This is a genomic window from Micromonospora fiedleri (assembly GCF_016774385.1).
In the GTDB taxonomy this organism is placed as follows: Bacteria; Actinomycetota; Actinomycetes; order Mycobacteriales; family Micromonosporaceae; genus Micromonospora; species Micromonospora gifhornensis.
Map to the genome: position 1 here is coordinate 317,714 of NZ_JAETXL010000002.1, position 22,304 is coordinate 340,017.

The following is a 22,304-nucleotide window of genomic DNA, read 5'->3' on the forward strand; positions in this document are numbered from 1 at the left end:
TCAGCCGGCGGGGTTCAGTTCCGACGTGGTGATGGCCCCACCCTCGACGCCCCACTTCTCCAGGGCCGCCTTGTAGCTGCCGTCGGCGATGACCGCCTGCACGGCCTCCTTCAGCACCTCGGCGAAGGCGGCCTGGTCCTTGTGGACCGCGTAGCCGTACGGCGCCGACTCGTAGATGTCGCCGAGCACCTCCAGCTGGCCGTTGCTCTGCTTCACCGCGTACGCGCCGACCGGGGAGTCGGCCAGCATGGCGTCGTTCTTGCCGCTGACCACGGCGGCCGTCGCGTCGCTCTGCGCCTGGTACTGATCGATGGTGATCTCCGGCTTTCCGGCGTCGGTGCACGCCTTCGACCGGGCGGTGATGTCGTCGAGCTGCACGGTGCCGACCTGCACGGCGATCTTCTTGCCGCAGGCGTTGTCCGGGTCCACCTGGGCCGGGTTACCCGACTTGGTGGCCCACTGGGTGCCGGCGGAGAAGTAGCTCACCATGTTCACCGACTGAAGCCGGTCGGCGTTGATGGTGAACGAGGAGACACCGATCTCGTACTTGCCGGACTGCACACCCGGCAGGATCGCGTCGAACGGCGCCGACTCGTACTCCGCCTTCAGGCCCAGCTTCTGCGCGACCGCGTTGAACAGCTCCACGTCGAAGCCGATCACCGTCTTGCCGTCGTTGTCCAGGAACTCCGCCGGGGCGTACGTCGCGTCGGTGCCGACCTTGATCACACCATCGGCCTTGATCGCGTCGGGCACCTTGGCGGCGAGATCGTTGTCCGGCGCCGCGCTGACCGACGGGCCCGCGCCGGGCTCGTCGGAGCTCTCCTGCTCGCCGCAGGCCGCCATCGAGAGGGTGAGCAGCGCCGCACCAGCGACACCGATGACGGCCCGGCGACGACCCTTGAGGTTGAACATGTCGTACTCCTTGCGAAGAGGGGTGACGGCCGTTCAGGCCACGCCGAGGTAGGCCTCTTTGACCGACGGGTCGTGCAGCAGGTCGGCGCCACTGCCTTCCTTGACGATCCGGCCGGTCTCCAGCACGTACGCGCGGTGCGCCCGGGCCAGAGCCTGCTGTGCGTTCTGCTCCACCAGCAGGATCGTGGTGCCCTGCTGGTTGATCTCCGTGATGATGCTGAAGATCTGCTGGATCAGCATCGGTGCCAGACCCATCGACGGCTCGTCGAGCAGCAGCAGCTTGGGCCGGCTCATCAACGCCCGACCCACCGCCAGCATCTGCTGCTCACCGCCGGAGAGCGTGCCACCGACCTGCTTGCGTCGCTCGGCCAGCCGGGGGAACAGATCCAGCACCTTCGCCAGGTCCTTGGCCACCTCGGCGCGGTCCCGCCGGGTGTAGGCACCCATGTCCAGGTTCTCCAGCACCGTCATGCCGGGGAAGATGCCCCGACCCTCGGGCGCCTGGCACAGCCCACGCCGTACCCGAAGGTCGGCCCGGAGCTTGCTGATGTCCTCACCGTTGAACACGATCCGCCCGGAGGCGATCGGACGGATCCCGGAGATGGCCCGCATCGTGGTGGACTTGCCGGCGCCGTTGGCACCGATCAGGGCCACGATCTCACCCTCGTTGACGGTCAGGCTGATGCCGTGCAGCGCCTTGATCCGCCCGTAGAGCAGACTGACGTCCTCGATCTCAAGCAGCGTCGTCATCCGGCACCCCCAGGTAAGCCGCGATCACCCGGTGATCCTCACGCACCTCGGCGGGGAGCCCATCAGCGATCTTCTTTCCGAACTCCAGCACGACGATCCGGTCGGTCACTCCCATGACCAGACGCATGTCGTGCTCGATGAGCAGCACGGTCACGCCCTGGTCCCGGATCTTGCGGATGAGCTGGAGCAGCTCCTCCTTCTCGGCCGGGTTGAAGCCGGCAGCCGGCTCGTCCAGGCAGAGCAGTACCGGGTCGGTGGCCAGCGCCCGCGCGATCTCCAGCCGGCGCTGCTCGCCGTACGACAGGTTGCGGGCGGCGTCGTGCATCCGGTGCGGGATACCGACGAACTCCAGCAGCCGCTCGGCCTTCTCCAGCCCGTCGCGTTCCTCCCGGCGGTGCCGGGGCAGCCGGAACAGCGCGGACAGGACGCTGGTCTTGTGGTGCGCGTCCGCGCCCACCTGGATGTTCTCCAGCGCGGTCATCTCCGGGAACAGGCGGATGTTCTGGAACGTCCGCGCCATGCCCATCTTGGTGATGTGGTGCTTCTTCTTGCCGGTGATCCGCTCACCACGGAACCGGATCTCACCCTCGGAGGGCTGGTAGATGCCGGTCATCGCGTTGAAGCAGGTGGTCTTGCCGGCGCCGTTGGGGCCGATCAGACCGAGAATCTCACCCTTGTAGAGGGTGAAGTTCACGTCGTTGAGGGCCACCACGCCACCGAAACGCAGCGTGACGTGGTCGACCTCCAGCAGCGGCTCCCGTTTGGCGGTGGACTCCACCACCGGGGCACCGGCCTGCTCAGGAACGGTCGGCTTCTGCACGGTCTCACCCACCGACGATCACCTCCTTGCGGCGGTCCTTGAACTCCGCCGCCCTTCGTCGGTTCGGAATCAAGCCCTGCGGCCGGAAGATCATCATGACCACCAGCACCAGGCCGAAGAACATGAATCGGTACTCGTACAGCTCGACGCCGAAGAACTCGATGCCACGGAACCGCTCGATCATGTACGCCACCAGGCCGCCACCGACGATCGCGCCGACGATGTTGCCCGAGCCGCCGAGGATGACCGCGGCCAGAATGATGATCGAGTTGAGCAGCTCCAGGTTCTGCGAGCTGACGAAGTTCTGCTTGCCGGCGAAGAGCGCCCCGGCCAGACCACCGATGAACGCACCCGAGGCGAACGCCCAGAGCTTGAACTTGAACGTCGGCACACCCATCAGCTGCGCCGCGTCCTCGTCCTCACGGATCGAGATCCAGGCCCGGCCGACCCGGCTGCGGTTGAGGTTCCGCACCCCGATGACCACCAGGATGATCAGCGTCAGCACCAGCCAGTAGTACGGCCGCGGGTCCAGCACACCGAAGATCGGCTTGCCGTCGGAGTAGCTGCCCGGCGGGTGCGGGATCTGGTTGAAGCCCCGCTGCCCCTTGAGGAACTCGGAGCTGGTCGCCGCCACCCGGATCATCTCGGCGAAGCCGAGGGTCACGATGGCCAGGTAGTCGCCCCGCAGCCGCAGCGTCGGGGTACCCAGCATCACGCCGGAGATCATCGTGAGCACGAGCGCCACCGGCAGGGCCAACAGCCACGGCCAGAGCGTCTTGAGGTCACTGCTCGGCGACGTCAACACCGCCACCGTGTACGCGCCGACCGCGAAGAAGCCGAAGTAGCCGAGGTCGAGCAGGCCGGCGAAACCGACCACGATGTTCAGACCGACGGCCAGCAGCACGTAGATGGAGATGGTGAAGAGCACCTGCCCGAAGTTCGACCCGGTGGTCGGGATCGGCCCGAGCCACTGGTAGAACTCCCGGTTCGGCAACGCGTAGAAGAACACGATCACTGCCGCGATGACGGCCCATCGCATCCAACGGGGTGCGTGGTGCCAGCGCTCACTGACCGCGTGGCGACCTGAGTAGATCCATTCCCTCACGCTTGTCATGCGCGGGCCCTCCCCAACGACTCGCCCAGCAGACCGGTCGGCCGGAACATCAGCAGCACGACCAGGACGACGAAGGCGACCAGGTCCTTCCAGTTCGCGCCGAACAGGGCCGACGCGTAGTTCTCGACCAGGCCGAGCAGCAGTCCGCCGACCAGCGCACCGCGCAGGTTGCCGATGCCGCCCAGAACCGCCGCGGTGAACGCCTTCAACCCGAGCAGGAAGCCGACACTGTAGGTCAGGGTGCCGATCCGGATGTCGTAGAGCATCCCGGCGACACCGGCCATCACACCACCGATGATGAAGACCACCAGGATGATCCGGTCCTTGTTGATGCCCATCAGCGCCGCGGTGTTCTGGTCCTGCGCGACCGCGCGGATGCCCCGACCGATCCGGCTGCGGTTGATGAACAGGTCCAGCGCGACCATCATCGCCAGCGCCGACACGATGACCAGCACCTGCACCATGGTCACTTCGGTACCGGCGACCTCGAACAGCACGAGGTCGGGCCGAACGATCGTGGGCGCACCGACCGGGAGCCGCCGGGTGTAGATACCGAACGCCTCGGCGATCGCGATCGAGGCGCCGATCGCGGTGATCAGGAAGGCCAGCGGTGGGGCGTTGCGCTTACGCAACGGCCGGTACGCCACCCGTTCGACCACCGTCGCGGTGCCTGCGGACGCCACCGCGGCTATCAGCGCACCGACCAGAAGATAAAGGACGATCGAGCCGAAGCCGCTGGCTACCGAGTCACGATCCAGACCGAGTGCGGCCCAACCCCAGATCGCGGCGAAGGCGCCGGCGATGAAGACCTCGGAGTGGGCGAAGTTGATGAGTCTCAGCACGCCGTAGACCAGCGTGTAACCCAGCGCGACGAGGGCATAAATGGCGCCCACCGTCAGCCCGGTTATCGTATATCCCCCGAAATCGGAGAATAGGGCGTTGAAGTTCAAGGAAGGGCACTCCGTACAGGAAGGGAAGACAGTGAAGGTGCGGCCGGGAAAGGTGCTCCCCGGCCGCACCCCACGATCACAGCGGAACCGTTACGGGACCGGTCAGGCCTTCGGGACCTCCTGGTCCGGAACAACCTTGCCGCCCACGACCTTGTACGCCCAGACCTTGACCTGAGCCGGGTCGAGCTCACCGGTCTCGGTGAACTTGTAGCTCGCCGCGACACCCTCGCCGGTGTAGCCCTTCACGAACTCCAGCATCTTGGTGCGGGTGGTGTTACCGGCCTTGATGCCGGCGAGCAGGATGTTCGCCGCGTCGAAGGCGGTGTCGCTGTAGGTGCCCGGGTCGCTGCCGTTGAGGGCCTTGAAGTCCTCGACGAAGCTGCCGCGCGCCTCGGTGGCCGGCTGGCAAGGGCAGGTGAGGATGGTGCCCTCAGCCGCCGCCGCACCGGCGCCCTCGATGTAGGCGGCGTCGTTGACGCCGTCACCGGCGACCAGGGTGGCGGTGACGCCAGCAGCGGTGAGCTGCTTACGGATCAGGCCGGCCTCCTGGTAGTAGCCACCGTAGAAGATCGCGGTCGCGCCCGAGGACCGGACCTTGGTGACGGTGGCCGAGAAGTCGTTCTGCTTGCCGTCGCCCTGGACCTTGTCGCTGTCGACGACAGCCGCGCCCAGAACCTTCTTGACCTCGTCGGCCAGGCCGGCGCCGTACGCGGACTGGTCGTCGATGACGAAGACCTTCTCGGCCTTCAGCACGTCCTTGATGTACCGACCGGCGGCCGGGCCCTGGCTGAAGTCGCTACCGACCGCCCGGAAGAAGGTCTTCCAGCCCTGGTCGGCCAGGCTCGGCCGGGTCGCGGACGGGGTGATGTGCACCAGCTCGGCCTCGGAGAACAGCGGGTTGGCCGCCTCGGACTCACCCGAGAACGCCGGACCGACGATGCCGAGGATCTTGGTGTCGTCGATCGCCTGCTGGGCCAGACCCGGCGCCTGCTCCGGGTTACCCTGGGAGTCCAGCGGCACCAGGGTCACCTGGCAGTCCGCGTTCTCCTTGTTGTACTTGTCGACGGCGAGCTTGACGCCACCGTTCATGTTGATGCCCAGGGCCGCGTTCGGGCCGGTCAGCGCGCCGAAGAAGGCGATCTTGCTGCCGCAGCCGTCACCGCCGCTGGCCTCGTCGGTTCCACTGTCAGACTTGCAGGCGGCCGTACCGCCAAGGGCGAGCGCGGCGATCGCCACCCCACCGACCAAACGTGCGAGCTTCTGCCTCAAGGCCCGAACCCTCCTCAGTCCCATGGCCCGAACCACCCGCTACCAATTGGCCATTGCGGGGGCGGACGAACCAGACCGTCGTCGCCGGTCTGGGGCCGGACGTTATCCCACGGTGCAGGCACGACGTAAGCCCCGGAAGGGGCCGTTGACCGAACCGTTACACGCCGTGGTGGATAGGGTGCGATCGCTGTAAGAGGGCACCGTTGATTGATCGGCTACGAGGCCGATTCACCTTCGTTCTGTCGGCGACGACCGCTGCTGAATGATCTTCCTTCAGCAACCCGCCGGGAGGTGCGCCCACCAGGCGCGAGACCCGACTCCCGTATCCGCAAACACCATAAGCCGACCTTCTTCGAGCGCCACCACCAGCCCCGTATCCCCCGACGGCACCACCACCGGCAGGTGCACCGGACGCCACGACTTCCCGAGATCATCCGAGCACCACAGACGGTGACCATCAGCGTCGATGCTCACCGCCACGACCAGGCCGGCCGACGCCACCAGAGCACGCACCGACAACGCACCCCGACCACCACCGAACCCGCCGACCCATTGCCAACCCGGCTCCGCCAACCGCCACACCCCGAAGCCCGTACGCACCGGACCGACCGCCAGCACCGCACCATCGGCGGCCACCACCCGCTGCGCCTGACCCGGACCGTCCACTCCCGGCAACACCGCCCGCCGCCACACCCGCGCATCCGACGACGTCCACGCCACCGGCACGGCACCCGGCGTCAACACCGCACCCACCAACACCCAGCCCGAGGGCACCGCCACCGCGTCGTACGCCACCGTCCGGCCCCGATCATCGCTGGCCAGCTCCGGCAACGCCTCGTGCACCGCGAAGCGCTCACCATCACCGGAACTCCACACCGCCGCCCCGGCCACCCGGGCACCCACCAGCAGCCACTCCCGCGGCCCGGCCGCCACCCGGGACACACTCACCGCCCGCGGCCCGCCGAACAATTCGAACCCGGCCCCCACCTCACGTAACGCGCCGTCGGGGTGCAGCAACCAGGTGGCGGTACGCGGATTCCCGTGCGCGCCCCCGCTCGCCGCGCCCAACGCCACCAACCGGGCATCCCGGCAGGCCACCGCGTAGAGCACGTGCCGGGCACCGTACACACTCGACGGGACAAGCCGGATCGGTGACCAGATCAGACCGTCCACCGTGGACCAGGCAGCCGGTGCGTTCCGCCCCGCCGGATCGGCGACCGCACCGACGGCGTACCAGCGCCCGCCGCAGACGGTCGCGTCCCGTACCAGGAGCCGGGCGGAGTCCCCGGACGTCGCCGGCAGGGCCATCGCCTGCCAGGCCGGGCGCACCGGCGCCGGCTCGGCGGGCTCGGCGGCCGGTCGGGAGCAGCCGGCCGACGTCACCGCCACGGCGGCGACGACCGCGACCCACCGCCGGATCACCACGGATCGATGCTATCGACCCCGGCCTCTCGCCGCGCCCGTCGCACAGCCGACTCAGGGAGCCGGCTGCGTCACCTCACCGCCGGCGGTCTCGGCGAGAATCCGCTCGGAGACCTCCTTCATGGTCATCCGGTGATCCATCGCCGTACGCTGAATCCACTTGAAGGCCTGCGGCTCGGTCATGTTGTACGTGGTCATCAGCGCACCCTTGGCCCGCTCGACGGTCTTCCGGACCTCCAACCGGTCCGTCAGCCCGGCGACCTCGGCCTCCAGCGCGGCGATCTCCGAGTAGCGGGACAGCGCGATCTCCACCGCCGGCACCAGATCGCTCTTCTGGAACGGCTTGACCAGGTACGCCATCGCACCTGCCGCCCGCGCCCGCTCGACCAGGTCACGCTGGCTGAAGGCGGTCAGGATGATCACCGGAGCGATCCGGGACCCGGCGATCCGCTCGGCGGCGGCCAACCCGTCCATGATCGGCATCTTGATGTCGAGGATCACCAGATCGGGCTTGAGTTCCTCGGCCAGCCGGACGGCGGTCTCGCCGTCGCCGGCCTCCCCGACCACCTCGTAGCCCTCCTCGGCCAGCATCTCGGCCAGGTCCAGCCGGATCAGCGCCTCGTCCTCGGCGATCAGTACCCGCCTGCGCGCGGCATCCGTCTGCGTCTCGGCCACGAGCCACTCCCACCAGTCTGAGCCCTGACACCCGCGGTACCGGGTGTCGCCGCCCCTAGCGTAGTGGGTACCCTGTGGGTCGACGCGACAGGCGTTGAGCAGATTGTCCCCGTATTCCAATCGGTAGAGAAACGGAGCTCAAACCTCCGACAGTGTGGGTTCGAATCCCACCGGGGACACCAGAAATGTCGCACGTGCGTTCGACGATGACCCCGTGCACCCTCCTGATCTGCGCGTCCAGGCACGGGCGATGTATCTGTCAGGCGCCACCGTCGCCGACGTCGCCCGCCGTTTCGGTCTGCCCTACGCGACGGTGCGCCAATGGTGCAGGAGTTCCGCCGCACCAAAGACGCTGGGCAGCGCCTTTCGCTGCTTTCGATGCCGTGAGGGCGCCCCGACACCGGTCGCCTACGCCTATCTGCTCGGCCTCTACCTCGGCGACGGCCATCTCGCGACCACCGTACGCGTGCCGGTGCTCCGAATCTCCTGCAGCAAGGCCTGGCCGGGCCTGATCGACGCCTGCGAGACAGCCATGCGAGACGTGCTTGCCGCCAAGGTGCAGCGGGTGTCGCAGCCGGGTTGCGTCAGTGTGCAGAGCTACGGCAAACACTGGCCCTGTCTGCTGCCACAACACGGCCCCGGCAAGAAGCACGAGCGGCCGATCACCCTCGCCGCCTGGCAGGAGAGCATCGTCAGCAGGAATGCTGGCGACTTCCTGCGTGGGCTCTTCCATTCCGACGGCGCCCGCTTCACCAACCGGGTCACCGTCAGGGGGCGGGAGTACGCCTATCCCCGCTACATGTTCGTCAACGAGTCCACCGACATCATGGGCCTGTGCCAGTGGGCGCTGGACCTGCTCGGCGTCGCCTGGGCGATGAACCGCCGCAACAGTCTCTCCGTCGCCCGCCGCGAGGCGGTCGCCGCGCTGGACCGCCACGTCGGCCCGAAGTCGTGAACCCCGGGCCGTCCGTGGCGGCGCGGCAAAGCGTCAGGTTGCGGCGAGCGCCCGGGCCAGGTCTTCGCGCAGGTCCTCGGGGTCCTCCAGGCCGACGGAGAGGCGCAGCAGGGCGGCGGCGGGTTTGGCGTCGCCCTCGACGGGTCGGTGGGTCAGCGATGCCGGGTGCTGGATGAGGGTGTCGACTCCGCCGAGCGATACCGCGTGGGTGATGAGCCGGCAGGCGCCGGCGACGGCTGCGGCGGCGGGGGCGCCGCCGCGTACCTCGAAGGCGAGCAGGCTGCCGGGGCCGGACATCTGCCGGCCGACGAGCCCGGCGGGGTCGTCGAGGCCGGGGTGGTGTACCCGGGTGACGGCGGGGTGTTCGCTGAGCCAGGCGGCGAGTTTCTCGGCACCGGCCTGCTGGGCGCGGACCCGCAGCGGCAGGGTCTGCAGGCCACGGTGCAGCAGGTAGCCGCCGAGGGGGTGCAGGATGGCGCCGGTGACGGCGCGGACCTGGCGCAGTCGGGCGGCCCATTCGGTGTCGCAGGCGACCACTCCGGCGAGGACGTCGCCGTGGCCGCCGATGCTCTTGGTGGCGCTGTGCAGCACGAGTCGGGCGCCGCGCCGGGCCGGTTGTTGGAGGATCGGGGTGGCGACGGTGTTGTCGATCAGCAGCGGCACGTCTCCGGCGGCGTCGGCCAGGGCGGCGATGTCGAGCAGGTCGAGGGTGGGGTTGGCCGGGGTTTCGGCGATCACCAGGGCGGTGTCCGGGCGGATGGCGGCGGCGACCTGGTCGGGTCGGGCCCAGGTGATCTCGGTGCCGAGCAGGCCGGTGGCCAGGATGTGGTCGGTGCCGCCGTAGAGGGGGCGTACGGCGACCAGGTGGCGTCTGCCGTCGCGGGTGGCGGCGAGTACGGCGGCGGTGAGGGCGGCCATGCCGCTGGCGTAGGCGACGGCCTCGGCGGTGCCTTCCAGTTCGGCGAGGGCGGTTTCGAAGCGGGCCACGGTGGGGTTCCAGAGCCGCTGGTAGACGGCGCTGGCGCCGGCGGGTAGCGGGTTGCCGGTGGCGAGTGTCTCGTACGCGTCGCCGCCGCCGTCGACCGAGGGCAGGGGGTTGGTGGTCGACAGGTCGATGGGCGGCACGTGGACGCCGAGGCGGGTGAGGTCTTCACGGCCGGCGTGCACGGCTCGGGTGTCCACGGTCGTCATGCGGCAAGGATCGAATGACCGGTGCATCCTTGGCAACAGATCCGAAACTAATTCGTAATATCCCCTTCCCGGTGCGCGCTTGTTCGTTGGAAGATCGCTTCATGCCCCCGCTATCGAATGTTCTACGGCCGTTCACCGGCCTCGACGACACCGACCGCGCGATCCTGACGGAGTTGTCCGCCGACGGGCGGCTGCCGAACAACGCCCTGGCCGAGCGGGTGGGGGTGGCCCCGTCGACCTGTCTGGCGCGTACCCGGGCGTTGCGGGAGAGCGGGGCGATCCGCGGGTTCTACGCGGACGTGGATCCGGCCGCGCTGGGTCTGCCGTTGCAGGCGCTGGTGTCGGTACGGCTGACCGAGCACGCGCGGGCGGCGGTGGACGCCTTCCGGGCCCGTTCGGTACGGCTACCGGGCGTGGTGTCGGTGTTCCATGTGGCGGGGGCGGAGGATTACGTGCTGCATGTGCGGGCCGCCTCGGCCGAGGCGCTGCGGGACTTCGTGCTTGATCATCTGGCGGTGGATCCGGCGGTGCAGCACACCCAGACCAGCCTGATCTTCGAGCAGGCGCGCGGGTCGGGCTGATCACGTCCAGGTCCCGGCGGGAACAAAACCGGCATCTCGCGGGTTGGCAGCCGCTGTGATCGACGTACCGCTTTCTGTTCTGGACCTCGCCCCCGTCGCCGCCGGCGCCTCCGCCGGTGAGGCGTTGCGGCACACCACCGAGTTGGCGCGGCGCACCGACGAACTGGGCTATCACCGGTTCTGGGTGGCCGAGCACCACAACATGCCGGCGATCGCCTCGTCGGCGCCGGCGGTGCTGATCGCCCATCTGGCCGCACACACCAGCCGGATCCGGCTGGGTTCGGGTGGGGTGATGCTGCCCAACCACGCGCCGCTGGTGGTGGCCGAGCAGTTCGGCACCCTGGACGCGCTGCATCCGGGCCGCATCGACCTGGGCATCGGCCGGGCACCGGGTACGGATCAGGTGACCGCGCTGGCGTTGCGCCGGACGATGGAAGGGCTGTCGGCGGAGAAGTTCCCCCAGGAGTTGGCCGCGCTGATGGACTTCTTCGACGAGGACCGCTCGGGGCGGATCATGGCCTCGCCGGGGCGGGGTCAGCGGCCGACGGTGTGGCTGTTGGGTTCCAGCGGGTTCAGCGCCCAGCTGGCCGGCGCGTTGGGGTTGCCGTTCTCGTTCGCGCATCACTTCAGCGGGCAGCACACGCTGCCGGCGTTGACGTTGTACCGGCAGAGTTTCCGCCCGTCGCGGTGGCTGGAGCAGCCGTACGCGATGGTGGCGGTGAACGCGGTGTGCGCGGAGACCGACGAGCGGGCCGAGTGGTTGGCGGGGCCGGCCGGGTTGTCGTTCCTGCGGTTGCGGTCCGGGCGGCCGGAGCCGCTGGCCTCGCCCGAGGAGGCGGCGGCGTACCCGTACACCGATCTGGAGCGGGAGTTCGTGGCGCAGCGGCGCGAGGGGCAGGCGACCGGCTCGCCGGAGACGGTGGCCCGGCAGTTGGGCGACCTGCTGGCGCGTACCGGGGCGGACGAGTTGATGCTCACCACGATGGTGTACGACATCGACGACCGGGTGCGTTCGTTCGAGTTGATCGCCGAGCGGGTCGCCGGGGGCCTGCGACGCTGAGTGAAGGCACAGGTGTGGGGCGCGGGCCGGCAGGTCTGGCGGCCCGGGTGTGGTGGCCCAGGTCACAGCGGTTCTGTGCCGTGAAACACGATCTTCATGGGAGCGTCACCCCCGCGACGCGGAGTGCGCTTAGATTCATATCCGGTGGTGGTACGGCACTCTCCGGTCGGGACGGGTCGGGGGTGCCGCGGTGTGGGGCACCGGGCCGCAGTTGAGCGGATTCCGCGATTGCGGCCCGGTGCCTGTCCCTTTCTCAGGCCTCAGCTTTCCGGCGTCAGCGCAGGTAGATGCGCGGGGCGGGCGGAACGGCCATCCCGTCGCCGAGGAAGAAGCTCGGGTGCGGCGGCTGGTTGTAGGCGGTGTTCTGCCAGGCGACGGCGACCCGGTACTGCAGGTCGTGCATCAGGGTGTGGATGCGGGTGCTCGTCGGGGTGGGTGTGCTGTAGATCCGCAGCGCCCGGCTGTCGCTGGTGCGCCAGACGACCTCTTCCCGCCAGTCGCCGAGGATGTCGGCGGACAGCGCGGGGGTGGCCTTGGTGCCGTTGTTCGAGGCCACGTCGGCGCCGGTGAGCAGGCGGGTGTCGCCGTTGGGGCCGTACTTGTCGATGCGGGTGGCGTCGAGCAGTTCGCGTACCGGGTCGCCGTCCCACCAGATCAGGAAGTTGGTCGAGGAGGGTTTGCGGCCGACGTTCTGGCCTCGGGTGTTGCTCAGGCCGCTGACCGCCGACGACCAGGATTCGGCGCCGGGGCTGCCGGCCCAGATGTCGCCGGAGACTCCCCGGCCGTTGTCCCCGCTGGCCGGGGTGGACCAGATGAGCTGCCCGGTGCGGGCGTCGGCGAGGTAGGAGCTGGGCTTGCTGCCGTCCTCGTTGACCTTGAAGACTTCCAGGCCGGCGCGGGTCGGGTCGAGGTCACCGACGTGCATGGCGTCGCCGTGGCCGGTGGCGGTGGAGTGCAGTAGTCGACCGTTGTCGTCGATGGTGGCGGCACCGTAGACGATCTCCTGTCGGCCGTCTGCGTCGACGTCGGCGACGGACAGGTTGTGGTTGCCCTGCCCGGCGGCGGCGCCGTTGCCGCTGGCGTTGGAGTCGAAGGTCCACCGCTTGGTGAGACTGCCGTTGCGGAAGTCCCAGGCGGCGATGACCGCGCGGGTGTAGTAGCCCCGGGCCATGATCAGTGAGGGGCGTTGGCCGTCGAGGTAGGCGGTGGCGGCGAGGAACCGGTCGACCCGGTTGCCGTACGAGTCGCCCCAGGAGGAGACGGTGCCGCGGGGCGGGTCGTAGTTGACGGTGGAGAGGGCGGCACCGGTACGGCCGTCGAACATGGTCAGGTACTCCGGGCCGGCGAGCACGTAGCCGCTGGAGTTGCGGTGGTCGGCGCCGGAGTTGCCGATCACCTGTCCGGTGCCGGAGCGGGTGCCGTCGGCGGTCTTCATGGCCACTTCGGCGCGGCCGTCACCGTCGTAGTCGTACACCTGGAACTGGGTGTAGTGGGCGCCGGCCCGGATGTTGCGACCCAGGTCGATGCGCCACAGCCGGGTGCCGGTGAGGGTGTACGCGTCGACGTAGACGTTGCCGGTGTAGCCGGACTGCGAGTTGTCCTTGGCGTTGGACGGCTCCCACTTGAGCACGAACTCGTACCGGCCGTCGCCGTCGAGGTCGCCGACGCTGGCGTCGTTGGCCGAGTAGCTGTACGCCTCACCGCTGGGCGTGGTGCCGCCCGGCGGAACCTGCAACGGTACGTCGAGGTAGCCGGCCGGGAACTGCACCGCCGGGGCGGAGTCGGCCTGTTCGACGCCGCCCACCACGGCCCGCACGGTGTACGAGGCACCGGCGGCGGCCCCGCTGTCCAGGTAGTTGGTGGCCCCGGTGATCGGGCTGGCGTTCACCCGGGTGCCGCCCCGGTAGAGGTTGAACGCCACCCCGGTGGTCTCGGTGCCCAGCAGCCGCCAGGAGACCAGGTTGGCCGACCCGGACCGGACACTCACCAGCCCTCGGTCCAGGTTCTCCGCCTGCATCGACCCGGGCGGTGGAGTCGGCGGCGGCGGAGTGGTCGGTGGTGGAGTGGTCGGAGGCGGAGTCGTGGGCGGCGGAGTGGTGGGCGGTGGGGTCGTCGGCGGCGGGGTGGTCGGGCTGGTGGCACCGGTGCAGGTCGTGCCGTTGAGGGCGAAGCTGGTGGGTACCGGGTTGGTGCCGGTCCACGAGCCGTTGAACCCGAAGCCGGTGCTGGCGTTGGTGCCGATCGTGGCGTTGTAGTCGACGTTGCGGGCGCTGACCTGCGCGCCGGACTGGCTGACGGTGGCGTTCCACGCCTGGGTGACCTGCTGGCCGGCGGCGGGCCAGGCCCAGGTGAGCGTCCAGCCGTTGAGCGGATCACCGAGGTTGGTGACGGTGACGTCGGCGCCGAAGCCGCCGCCCCACTGGTTGGTGATGCGGTAGTCGACCCGGCAGCCGGTGGCGGCGGCCGAGGCGGTCAGGGTGGTCAGTACGCCGGCGGCGAGGGTGGTTGCCGTGGCGGTGGCGAGCACGATGACCCGACGGATGGTGCGGGGCATGAAGGTCCTCCGGTGGAGGTCGGGCGCGCGGCAGTGGTGGCTTCGCCGGCGTGCCCGTTGCCGGCGGGTGCCGCGCTGGCGGCAGAGATCCCGACGCATCGACGTCGGTAATTTGGTTCCCGCGCAGCTGCGATGCTAGGGCACGCGTTTTCGGCACACAATCGGTCGGCCACAGCTTGCCCCCGGGCCAGCCCTTTTGGTCAACTTCCCCCGTGGCAGCGCACATGACACCGGAGGAGTTCCGTCAGGCCGGGTACGCGGTCGTCGACTGGATCGCCGACTACTGGGCCACCCTTCCCGAGCGCCCGGTGACCTCCCAGGACCGGCCCGGCGCGGTGGCGGCCGGGCTGCCGACCGCTCCCCCGGCTGAGGGCGAACCCGTCGAGTCCGTCCTCGCCGACCTGGACAAGCTGGTCGCACCCGGGTTGACCCACTGGCAGCATCCGGGCTTCTTCGGGTACTTCCCGGCCAACACCAGCGGTCCCAGTGTGCTGGGTGACCTGGTCAGCGCGGGTCTCGGCGTACAGGGCATGCTCTGGGCCACCGGACCGGCCTGCACCGAGCTGGAGACGGTGATGCTCGACTGGCTGGCCCAGGCGTTGGACCTGCCGGCCCGGTTCCGCTCCACCGGCCCCGGCGGCGGGGTCATCCAGGACTCGGCCTCGTCGGCCACGCTTGTCGCCACCCTGGTCGCTCTGCACCGGGCCGGCGGCGGGCGGTGGCGCGAGGTGGGCGTCGACCGCCGCTACCGGGTGTACGCGTCGACCGAGGCGCACTCGTCGATCGAGAAGGCGGCCCGGATCGCCGGGCTGGGCGTGGACGGGGTACGGCTGATCGAGGTGGATCCGGTCACCCGGGCCATGTCACCGGCGGCACTGCGGGCGGCGATCGAGGCGGACCGGGCCGCCGGGGTGGTGCCGGCCCTGGTGGTGGCGACCGTCGGCACCACCTCCACCACGGCGATCGACCCCCTGCCGCAGATCGGCCCGATCTGCGCCGAACACCAGGTGTTCCTGCACGTCGACGCCGCGTACGCCGGGGCGGCGGCGATCTGCCCGGAGCTGCGGTTCGGCCACGCCGGCCTGGAGTACGCCGACTCCTACTGCTTCGACCCGCACAAGTGGCTGCTCACCGGCTTCGACTGCGACGCCTTCTGGGTGGCCGACGCCGCCGAACTGGTGCAGGCGCTGACCGTCCTGCCGGAGTACCTGCGCAACGCCGCCACCGAATCCGGCGTGGTGATCGACTACCGGGACTGGCAGGTGCCGCTGGGACGCCGGTTCCGTGCCCTGAAACTGTGGTTCGTGCTGCGCTGGTACGGCATCGAAGGCCTGCGCGCGCACATCCGGAGCGGGGTAGCACTGGCCGCCCGGTTCGCCGACCGGGTACGCGCCGACGACCGGTTCGAACTGATGGCCTCGCACCCGTACAGCCTGGTGTGTTTCCGGTTGCGCGGCCCGGACGGGCCGAACGAACGCCTGCTGGCGGCGGTCAACAGCACCGGCCGGGTCTACCTGACGCACACCCGGGTGGCCGGCAAGCACACGCTACGCCTGGCGGTCGGCGCGCCGCAGACCACCGAGACCCATGTCGACGAGGCGTGGGAGCTGATTTCGCAGGCGGCGGCCCTGCCCGACTGACGTCCACGGTGGACGAAGCTTCGCTCAGCGATCGGCACCGGAGAGGGCGGTGACCTCCTTGGCCCCTGCCGCGCCCGAGTCAGCGTCGTCGGCGCCGGCGGCGCTGGCTGCTTCGGCGGTTGCCCGCTGACGGCGGGCCCGCAGCACCAGCCGCACCGCCAGCACCAGGGCGGTGACCCAGCCGGCCGCAAGGAGCACGTAGACCAGCACCGGCAGTGAGCCCTCCAGCTCGGCGGTACGCATGAGGATGCGGGCGTTGGTCAACACGATCACGCCACCGACGGCCGCGCCGAGCATCTGGGCGGGCACGATGCGCACCAGCCAGGCGGCGATCGGTGCGGCGATCAGACCACCGATGAGCAGGGCGAGCACGATCGGCAGCAGGAACCCCTCGGTGCCCAGGCCGATGAGGAAGCCGAGGCTGGCCGAGACCGCGACGAGGAACTCGGAAGTGTCCACCGACCCGATCACCTTGCGCGGCTCCATCCGCCCACTGACCAGCAGGGCCGGCGTGGCGACCGGCCCCCATCCGCCGCCGCCGGTGGCATCGACGAACCCGGCGACCAGCCCAAGCGGCCCGAGGAACCGCCCACGCAGCCGCCCGGCCGCCGGGTTGCGACGCAACGGCCGGGAAAAACGCACCAGCAGGTACGCCCCGAGCGTGAACAGGATCGCAGCCATCCACGGGGCGGCCGCCTCGGTGGAGAGCGAACTGAGGAAGGTGGCACCCGCGAACGCACCGACCGCGCCGGGGATGGCGATGCGGGTCACCACTCGCCAGTCGACGTTGCCGAACCGCCAGTGGGCGGTGCCGGCGGCGAGCGTGGTGCCGATCTCGGCCAGGTGCACCGAGGCGGACGCGGCAGCCGGCGCAACCCCCACCAGGAGCAGCAACGTGGAGGAGGTCAGCCCGTACGCCATGCCGAGTGCCCCGTCGACCAGTTGGGCGGCAAGCCCGACGAGCGCGATGACCAGCAGCTTGCGCACGGCCGCCCCCCCAACTTTTCGGCAACTCCTATCAACTTGGTCGACAATGCGGCATTGAAGGGCCCGCGGTCAACCCCCCGATCAGTCAATGAGACGACACCCTCACCCGCTCCCCCACCTCAACCCCCTCCCCACCTGAGCCACCGCTCCCCCATCTGAGCGGCTCCTCCCTCACCCGAGCCATCGCTTGTCCACCTGGGCGCCGCTCCCTCACCCGAGCCACCGCTCGCCCACCCCGAGCCACCCCTTGCCCACCTGGGCGCCGCTCTCCATCTAGGGCCCTTTGCTCTGCTTCAACCCACGCACTGATTCGGTGCCGAAACCGGTGCGTCGGTTGAAGCAGAGCAAAGGGGCCGAGGGGTACCTCTGCCTGCGCGGCCGAGTGGGAGCGCGCGTTGTGGGGGACGCCCGCATTTCGCGGGTTACCGGTGGGCCCGGCGGCTGGAGCCAGGCGAAGGCGGGCAGCCAGCCCAGGAGCGGGTGCCGGGTCCAGGAGCGGGCGTGTGGTCGATAAGCCGGAAACCGGAACCGACGCCACCCGGAATCAGGGCAGACCAGCCCGCGCGCCGTCGGGTCCAGCTTCCTCATCCACCGCGACGCCGGACCTCACCGATGCACGCGCCGCGGGCAGGTCCAGGAGCGGGCGTGAGAGGTCCAGGAGTGGCGGTCAGGTCCAGGCTCGGGGGTCGGAGACCAGCTTGGTGACCTGCTCGGGCAGCGTGCCCTGCGCCACGTCGGCGACGGTGACCAGTTCGAGGATCTGGCGTTCGTTGGCGCGTAGCGCGATCCAGACGTCCTGCAACGCCCGGGCGGCACCCTGGTAGCCGAGTTGCTCGGGCCGTTGGCCCCGAATGTGGGCCAGCGGGCCGTCGATCACCCGGATCACGTCGGCCAGGGAGATCTCCTCGGCGGGTCGAGCCAGCCAGTAGCCGCCTTCGGGGCCCCGCTGAGCTTGCATGATGCCGCCGCGGCGCAGTTGCAGCAGGATGCTCTCCAGGAACTTCGGTGGGATGTCCTGGGCGCGGGCGATCTGGTCGGCGGTCACCGGACGGCCACGCCCGGCCCCGGTCACCGAGGCCAGCTCGGTGACCGCTCGAAGGGCGTAGTCCACCCGGGCGGAGAGTCGCATGCCCGACAGGTTAGTCGGCCCGCGGCTCCACCCGGACGATCACCCCTGCACCGATCGGCTGACCCGGATGGTACGGCCGCCGGATCAGGCGCCGACGCGGCGCAGCAGTCCCTCTTGGACGACGCTGGCGATGTGCCGTCCGTCGATGGTGAACAACCTGCCGGTGGCCAGGCCCCGGGCGCCGGAGGCCGACGGGCTCCAGCAGTCGTAGAGGAACCACTCGTCGGCGCGGAACGGCCGGTGGAACCACACCGCGTGGTCGAGGCTGGCACCGACCACCCCGCCGGGGCCCCACACCTCGCCGTGCACCGAGAGCACCGAGTCGAGCAGGGTGAGGTCGGAGGCGTAGGTGAGGGCGCAGGCGTGCAGCAGCGGATCGTCGGGAAGCTTGCCGTCGATGCGCATCCACACCCGCTGGTGCGGGTCCGCGGGGCGGTCGCCGGGGCGTACCCAGCCGGGCTCGCCGACGTAGCGTACGTCGATGGGCCGGGGGATCTGCCCCCAGACGCCGAGGCGTTCCGGGTAGCGGGCCAGCCGGTCGGACATGGTGGGCACCTGGTCGGGCGCGGGCACGTCCGGCGGGACAGGGGCGTGGTGGTCCAGCCCCTCCTCGGGGCGCTGGAACGACGCCGACATGAAGAAGATCGGCTCGCCGTGTTGCAGCGCCACCGAGCGGCGTACCGAGAAGGACCGTCCGTCCCGGATGCTCTCCACCTCGTACTCGATCGGCTCGACCGGGTCACCGGGGCGTACGAAGTAGCCGTGCAGCGAGTGGACCACCCGCTCCGGGTCGACGGTGCGGCCGGCAGCGACCAGGGCCTGGCCGGCGACCTGTCCGCCGTACACCCGCTGGGGTCCGACCGGGGGGCTCATCCCCCGGAACGACCTGGTGCCGGTCGGCACCAGGTCGAGGACCTCCAGCAGCTGGTCGACGGCGGCCTGACCGACGAGCACCTGGTCGTCGGTCACTGCAGGGCCCGCGCCGAGGCGGCGTCGACAAGCGAACCGAGCTGGTGCACCCGCAGGGTGTTGGTGGAGCCGGGGGTGCCGGGCGGGCTGCCCGCCACGATCACCACGTAGTCGCCCGGGGTGGCCCGGTTGAGGCCGAGCAGCGCCTGGTCGACCTGCCGGAACATGTCGTCGGTGTGCTGCACGAACGGCATCAGGAAGGTCTCCACACCCCAGCAGAGGGCGAGCTGGCTGCGTACCTCCGGAACCGGAGTGAAGGCCAGCAGCGGCAGGTCGCAGTGCAGTCGGCTGAGCCGGCGCACGGTGTCGCCGGTCTGCGAGAAGGCGACAAGCGCCTTGGCGCCGATGGCCCGGGCGATCGAGGACGCGGCGACGGTGAGGGCGCCACCGTGCGTACGCGGGTCGTGCTGGAGGCGGGGGACGGCGATCGAGCCCGACTCGGTGGTGCTGACGATCTTGGCCATGGTGCTGACGGTGAGCACCGGGTACTTGCCCACGCTGGTCTCGCCGGAGAGCATCACCGCGTCGGCACCGTCGAGCACCGCGTTGGCGACGTCGGAGGCCTCGGCGCGGGTGGGCCGCGAATTCTCGATCATCGAGTCGAGCATCTGGGTGGCCACGATGACCGGCTTGGCGTTCTCCCGGCACAGCTGCACGGCGCGCTTCTGCACCAGCGGCACCTCGTCCAGCGGCAACTCCACGCCGAGGTCACCGCGGGCGACCATCACCCCGTCGAAGGCCAGCACGATGGCCTCCAGGTGGTCGACCGCCTCCGGCTTCTCGACCTTGGCCAGCACCGGCCGGTGTACGCCGACCTCGTTCATGATCGCGTGGCAGAGCTTGATGTCTTCGGCGGAGCGGACGAAGGAGAGCGCGACCAGGTCGACGCCGAGGCCGAGCGCGAAGCGCAGATCGTCGGCGTCCTTGTCCGATAGGGCCGGCACGCTGACCGCCACGTTGGGCAGCGAGACGCCCTTGTTGTTGCTGACCGGCCCGCCCTCGGTGACCAGCACCCGGATGTCGTTGCCGGTGACGTCGGTGACCTCGACGGCCACCCGGCCGTCGTCGATCAGCAGCCGGTCACCGGGCTTGACCTCCTGCGGGAGCTTGCGGTAGGTGCAGGAGACCCGCTCCTTGCTACCCACGACGTCGTCTCCGGTGATCACCACGGAGTCGCCGGTGCGCCACTCGTGCGGGCCGTCGGCGAAGCGGCCCAGCCGGATCTTCGGCCCTTGCAGGTCGGCCAGGATCGCCACCGGCTTGCCGGTGGCCTCCGATGCCTCGCGGACCAGGTGGTAGACCGCCTCGTGATCGGCGTGGCTGCCGTGGCTGAAGTTCAGCCTCGCCACGTTCATACCGGCCTCGACGAGCCCACGGATGCGCTCGGGCGACGAGGTGGCAGGACCAAGAGTGCAAACGATCTTCGCGCGGCGTGTCACGCCCATCAGGCTAGTCTCTCCTCCGGGTCGGACCACGGGCCGACCCCTTGCGCAAAGCGGAACAATTGTCCAACGGCGCGCGACGTACGCGCGCTGCCGGCGGGCGTAGCCACGCCGGAACGTCGATGGCGGGCATCAGCGACCGCGCGCCGGGAATGGTACGCCTCCCATGCCAGGGTGCGCCGAGCCGCTCCGCTCCGCCAACCGCTCGTGACCGCACGATTGCCGAAGGTCAGCCCCCGCTGCGGTTCAGCTTTCCGTCTTGGCCAGCGGAAACTCGAGCGAACCGGCCGGGCAGAGGAAGGTCATCACGTCCACCCGGTAGAGCCCGGCCTGCACCGCCGGGTCGGCGTCCATCACGCTGCGCACGTCGTCGACCGAACCGGTGCGGGCCAGACCGAAGCCCAGCGGCGGGTCCGGTTCCCGGGCCTCGTTGCCGTCGACCGCTCCGGCCACCAGGATGATCCCCCGCCGCTGGAGCGCCTGCATGTGTTCGGCGTGCTCGGCCTGCAACCGCTGGATGGTCTCGGCGGGCAGCGCCCGTCCGGCCGTGCCGGGATAAAGCACGACGCACTCGTACGTGTCAAGCGCGAAGTCGAGGTTCGGCTCTGCGGTCATGACGCTCCCTTTCGCGGCCCGTCCGCGCCCGACGGCGGCACGCGCGGCGGTACCGTCCAGCCTTCCATGAACCGGCAGGCCACACCGGGCGCTCAGCAGATCCGGGGCGCACCACGATGGTGTCGCGATCGGAGCAGGGAGCAGCAATGACGACTAGATTGGCCGACGAGGACGATCGACGCGATGGGAATGACATGGCGAGCAATGCTGACACTCGACCCGCCAAGGCCGCCGGCACCTACCGGATCGGCGGTGACCTGACCGTCGACCGGCTCGGATACGGGGCAATGCAGATCACCGGCCCGGGCGTCTGGGGCGACCCGAAGGACCCGGCCGAGGCGGTACGGGTCCTGCGCCGGGCGTACGAGCTGGGCGTGACGTTCATCGACACCGCCGACTCGTACGGGCCGTTCGTCTCCGAACTGCTGATCAAGGAGGCGTTGCACCCGTACGCCGATGATCTGGTCATCGCGACGAAGGCCGGCCTGTCGCGCAGCGGCCCGGGTGACTGGCGTCCCCTCGGTCGGCCGGAGTATCTGCGGCAGCAGTGCGAGCTGAGCCTGCGCCACCTGGGCCTGGAGAGCATCGGGCTCTACCAGCTGCACCGCATCGACGCGAAGGTGCCGCTGGCCGACCAACTCGGCGAGCTGGTGCTGCTCAAGAACGAGGGCAAGATCCGGCACATCGGCCTGTCCGAGGTGACCGTCGAGCAGATCGAGGCGGCCCGCCAGATCGCGCCGATCGCCTCCGTGCAGAACCTCTACAACCTGGTCAACCGCAAGGCCGAGGACGTCGTCACCTACTGCGAGAACAACGACATCGCCTTCATCCCGTGGTACCCGATCGCCACCGGCGAACTGGCCCGCCCCGGCGGCCCGCTGGACGCGATCTCCACCGAGCACGGCGCCACCCCCGCCCAGCTCGCCCTCGCCTGGCTGCTGCGCCGCTCTCCCGTCATGCTCCCCATCCCCGGCACCTCCTCGGTAGCCCACCTCGAGGAAAACGTCGCCGCCGCCCAGGTAACCCTGACCGACACCGAGTACAAAACCCTCTCCACCGCCGCCTAACCCCCTTCCCCACCCCAGCCCCACCCTGCACCACCCCGCCCCCGACCCGCCCCGTCCCCGGCCCGCCTCGCCCCAGCCCCGCCTCGCCCCAGCCCCGCGATCTTGCACTTTTGGTCGCCTAAATAAGCCCTATGCACCTTTATGTCCCGTCAATAAGTGCAAGATCGACAGGCGAGTGGGCGGGGCGAGTGGGCGGGGCGAG

20 protein-coding genes and 1 tRNA gene are annotated in these 22,304 nt (G+C 69.9%); 6 read left to right on the forward strand and 15 right to left on the reverse strand.

What is annotated here, in order from left to right; translation table 11 throughout:
• The 8 genes from JMF97_RS05440 to JMF97_RS05475 all read right to left on the reverse strand — a co-directional run bounded on the left by JMF97_RS05440 (position 1) and on the right by JMF97_RS05475 (position 7,912).
• Positions 1 to 912 (reverse strand): ABC transporter substrate-binding protein, encoded by a 912-nt coding sequence (locus tag JMF97_RS05440; RefSeq protein ID WP_203220518.1) that lies wholly within the window; start codon positions 910 to 912, stop codon positions 1 to 3.
• Positions 913 to 945: 33 nt separating this feature from the next.
• Positions 946 to 1,662 (reverse strand): ABC transporter ATP-binding protein, encoded by a 717-nt coding sequence (locus JMF97_RS05445; RefSeq protein ID WP_203220519.1) that lies wholly within the window; start codon positions 1,660 to 1,662, stop codon positions 946 to 948.
• A complete protein-coding gene (locus tag JMF97_RS05450) occupies positions 1,646 to 2,494 on the reverse strand; it encodes an ABC transporter ATP-binding protein (RefSeq protein WP_438803742.1) in 849 nt (282 codons plus the stop codon). The genes JMF97_RS05445 and JMF97_RS05450 overlap by 17 nt, the downstream gene beginning before the upstream one ends.
• The gene (locus tag JMF97_RS05455; RefSeq protein ID WP_203220520.1) at positions 2,487 to 3,596 is read right to left on the reverse strand and encodes a branched-chain amino acid ABC transporter permease; all 1,110 of its coding nucleotides are present in this window, start codon (positions 3,594 to 3,596) and stop codon (positions 2,487 to 2,489) included. The genes JMF97_RS05450 and JMF97_RS05455 overlap by 8 nt, the downstream gene beginning before the upstream one ends.
• Entirely contained in the window at positions 3,593 to 4,546 is a 954-nt protein-coding gene (locus JMF97_RS05460) for a branched-chain amino acid ABC transporter permease (RefSeq protein ID WP_203220521.1), read from the reverse strand. The genes JMF97_RS05455 and JMF97_RS05460 overlap by 4 nt, the downstream gene beginning before the upstream one ends.
• Before the next feature lie 102 nt (positions 4,547 to 4,648).
• On the reverse strand, positions 4,649 to 5,815 hold the full coding sequence (locus JMF97_RS05465; RefSeq protein WP_203220522.1) for a branched-chain amino acid ABC transporter substrate-binding protein: 1,167 nt from the start codon (positions 5,813 to 5,815) through the stop codon (positions 4,649 to 4,651).
• A 273-nt stretch (positions 5,816 to 6,088) separates the two neighbouring features.
• Positions 6,089 to 7,240, reverse strand: a complete 1,152-nt coding sequence (locus tag JMF97_RS05470) for a hypothetical protein (RefSeq protein WP_203220523.1) — start codon at positions 7,238 to 7,240, stop codon at positions 6,089 to 6,091.
• 51 nt (positions 7,241 to 7,291) lie between these two features.
• On the reverse strand, positions 7,292 to 7,912 hold the full coding sequence (locus JMF97_RS05475; protein WP_013735005.1) for an ANTAR domain-containing response regulator: 621 nt from the start codon (positions 7,910 to 7,912) through the stop codon (positions 7,292 to 7,294).
• 105 nt (positions 7,913 to 8,017) lie between these two features.
• Here JMF97_RS05475 and JMF97_RS05480 point away from each other — a divergent pair.
• Together JMF97_RS05480 and JMF97_RS05485 are read left to right on the forward strand one after the other, a co-directional pair.
• A tRNA-Leu gene (locus tag JMF97_RS05480) sits at positions 8,018 to 8,094 on the forward strand.
• 32 nt (positions 8,095 to 8,126) lie between these two features.
• Positions 8,127 to 8,867: a terminase gpP N-terminus-related DNA-binding protein gene (locus JMF97_RS05485; RefSeq protein ID WP_203220524.1), complete on the forward strand. Its 741-nt coding sequence runs from the start codon at positions 8,127 to 8,129 to the stop codon at positions 8,865 to 8,867.
• A 33-nt stretch (positions 8,868 to 8,900) separates the two neighbouring features.
• On the opposite strand, the gene JMF97_RS05490 is transcribed toward JMF97_RS05485, so the two are convergent.
• The gene (locus JMF97_RS05490; protein ID WP_203220525.1) at positions 8,901 to 10,058 is read right to left on the reverse strand and encodes a trans-sulfuration enzyme family protein; all 1,158 of its coding nucleotides are present in this window, start codon (positions 10,056 to 10,058) and stop codon (positions 8,901 to 8,903) included.
• A 101-nt stretch (positions 10,059 to 10,159) separates the two neighbouring features.
• On the opposite strand from JMF97_RS05490, the gene JMF97_RS05495 reads away from it, so the two are divergent.
• Together JMF97_RS05495 and JMF97_RS05500 are read left to right on the forward strand one after the other, a co-directional pair.
• Positions 10,160 to 10,639 (forward strand): Lrp/AsnC family transcriptional regulator, encoded by a 480-nt coding sequence (locus tag JMF97_RS05495; RefSeq protein WP_203220526.1) that lies wholly within the window; start codon positions 10,160 to 10,162, stop codon positions 10,637 to 10,639.
• Between the two features lie 55 nt (positions 10,640 to 10,694).
• Positions 10,695 to 11,699, forward strand: coding sequence for an LLM class flavin-dependent oxidoreductase (locus JMF97_RS05500; RefSeq protein ID WP_203220527.1), 1,005 nt, complete (start codon positions 10,695 to 10,697; stop codon positions 11,697 to 11,699).
• Positions 11,700 to 11,973: 274 nt separating this feature from the next.
• Here the strand turns inward: JMF97_RS05500 and JMF97_RS05505 are convergent, their stop codons facing one another.
• On the reverse strand, positions 11,974 to 14,253 hold the full coding sequence (locus JMF97_RS05505; RefSeq protein WP_203220528.1) for a rhamnogalacturonan lyase family protein: 2,280 nt from the start codon (positions 14,251 to 14,253) through the stop codon (positions 11,974 to 11,976).
• A 212-nt stretch (positions 14,254 to 14,465) separates the two neighbouring features.
• Between JMF97_RS05505 and JMF97_RS05510 the strand changes: the two genes are divergently transcribed.
• Positions 14,466 to 15,893, forward strand: a complete 1,428-nt coding sequence (locus JMF97_RS05510; RefSeq protein WP_307816778.1) for a pyridoxal-dependent decarboxylase — start codon at positions 14,466 to 14,468, stop codon at positions 15,891 to 15,893.
• Between the two features lie 24 nt (positions 15,894 to 15,917).
• On the opposite strand, the gene JMF97_RS05515 is transcribed toward JMF97_RS05510, so the two are convergent.
• The 5 genes from JMF97_RS05515 to JMF97_RS05535 all read right to left on the reverse strand — a co-directional run bounded on the left by JMF97_RS05515 (position 15,918) and on the right by JMF97_RS05535 (position 21,035).
• Positions 15,918 to 16,880 (reverse strand): sulfite exporter TauE/SafE family protein, encoded by a 963-nt coding sequence (locus tag JMF97_RS05515; protein ID WP_203220529.1) that lies wholly within the window; start codon positions 16,878 to 16,880, stop codon positions 15,918 to 15,920.
• A 667-nt stretch (positions 16,881 to 17,547) separates the two neighbouring features.
• Positions 17,548 to 18,009, reverse strand: coding sequence for an RrF2 family transcriptional regulator (locus tag JMF97_RS05520; RefSeq protein WP_013735013.1), 462 nt, complete (start codon positions 18,007 to 18,009; stop codon positions 17,548 to 17,550).
• 84 nt (positions 18,010 to 18,093) lie between these two features.
• Positions 18,094 to 18,978, reverse strand: a complete 885-nt coding sequence (locus JMF97_RS05525; protein ID WP_013735014.1) for an acyl-CoA thioesterase — start codon at positions 18,976 to 18,978, stop codon at positions 18,094 to 18,096.
• Complete coding sequence (pyk, locus tag JMF97_RS05530; RefSeq protein ID WP_043721498.1) at positions 18,975 to 20,423, reverse strand: pyruvate kinase; 1,449 nt, start codon at positions 20,421 to 20,423, stop codon at positions 18,975 to 18,977. Before pyk ends, JMF97_RS05525 begins: the two co-directional genes overlap by 4 nt.
• Before the next feature lie 243 nt (positions 20,424 to 20,666).
• Positions 20,667 to 21,035: a YciI family protein gene (locus JMF97_RS05535; protein WP_013735016.1), complete on the reverse strand. Its 369-nt coding sequence runs from the start codon at positions 21,033 to 21,035 to the stop codon at positions 20,667 to 20,669.
• Positions 21,036 to 21,229: 194 nt separating this feature from the next.
• On the opposite strand from JMF97_RS05535, the gene JMF97_RS05540 reads away from it, so the two are divergent.
• Positions 21,230 to 22,102 carry an aldo/keto reductase gene (locus tag JMF97_RS05540; RefSeq protein WP_203220530.1) on the forward strand — a complete coding sequence of 291 codons (873 nt, stop codon included), beginning with the start codon at positions 21,230 to 21,232 and terminating at the stop codon, positions 22,100 to 22,102.
• Positions 22,103 to 22,304 lie beyond the last annotated feature (202 nt).

Excerpts from the sequence above, each read along its gene's own strand:
- JMF97_RS05440 (WP_203220518.1), bottom strand. The coding sequence starts at position 912 with ATGTTCAACCTCAAGGGTCGTCGCCGGGCCGTCATCGGTGTCGCTGGT.
- JMF97_RS05445 (WP_203220519.1), bottom strand. The coding sequence starts at position 1,662 with ATGACGACGCTGCTTGAGATCGAGGACGTCAGTCTGCTCTACGGGCGG.
- JMF97_RS05455 (WP_203220520.1), bottom strand. The coding sequence starts at position 3,596 with ATGACAAGCGTGAGGGAATGGATCTACTCAGGTCGCCACGCGGTCAGT.
- JMF97_RS05490 (WP_203220525.1), bottom strand. The coding sequence starts at position 10,058 with ATGACGACCGTGGACACCCGAGCCGTGCACGCCGGCCGTGAAGACCTC.
- JMF97_RS05495 (WP_203220526.1), top strand. The coding sequence starts at position 10,160 with ATGCCCCCGCTATCGAATGTTCTACGGCCGTTCACCGGCCTCGACGAC.
- JMF97_RS05505 (WP_203220528.1), bottom strand. The coding sequence starts at position 14,253 with ATGCCCCGCACCATCCGTCGGGTCATCGTGCTCGCCACCGCCACGGCA.
- JMF97_RS05520 (WP_013735013.1), bottom strand. The coding sequence starts at position 18,009 with ATGCGACTCTCCGCCCGGGTGGACTACGCCCTTCGAGCGGTCACCGAG.
- pyk (WP_043721498.1), bottom strand. The coding sequence starts at position 20,423 with ATGGGCGTGACACGCCGCGCGAAGATCGTTTGCACTCTTGGTCCTGCC.
- JMF97_RS05535 (WP_013735016.1), bottom strand. The coding sequence starts at position 21,035 with ATGACCGCAGAGCCGAACCTCGACTTCGCGCTTGACACGTACGAGTGC.
- JMF97_RS05540 (WP_203220530.1), top strand. The coding sequence starts at position 21,230 with ATGGCGAGCAATGCTGACACTCGACCCGCCAAGGCCGCCGGCACCTAC.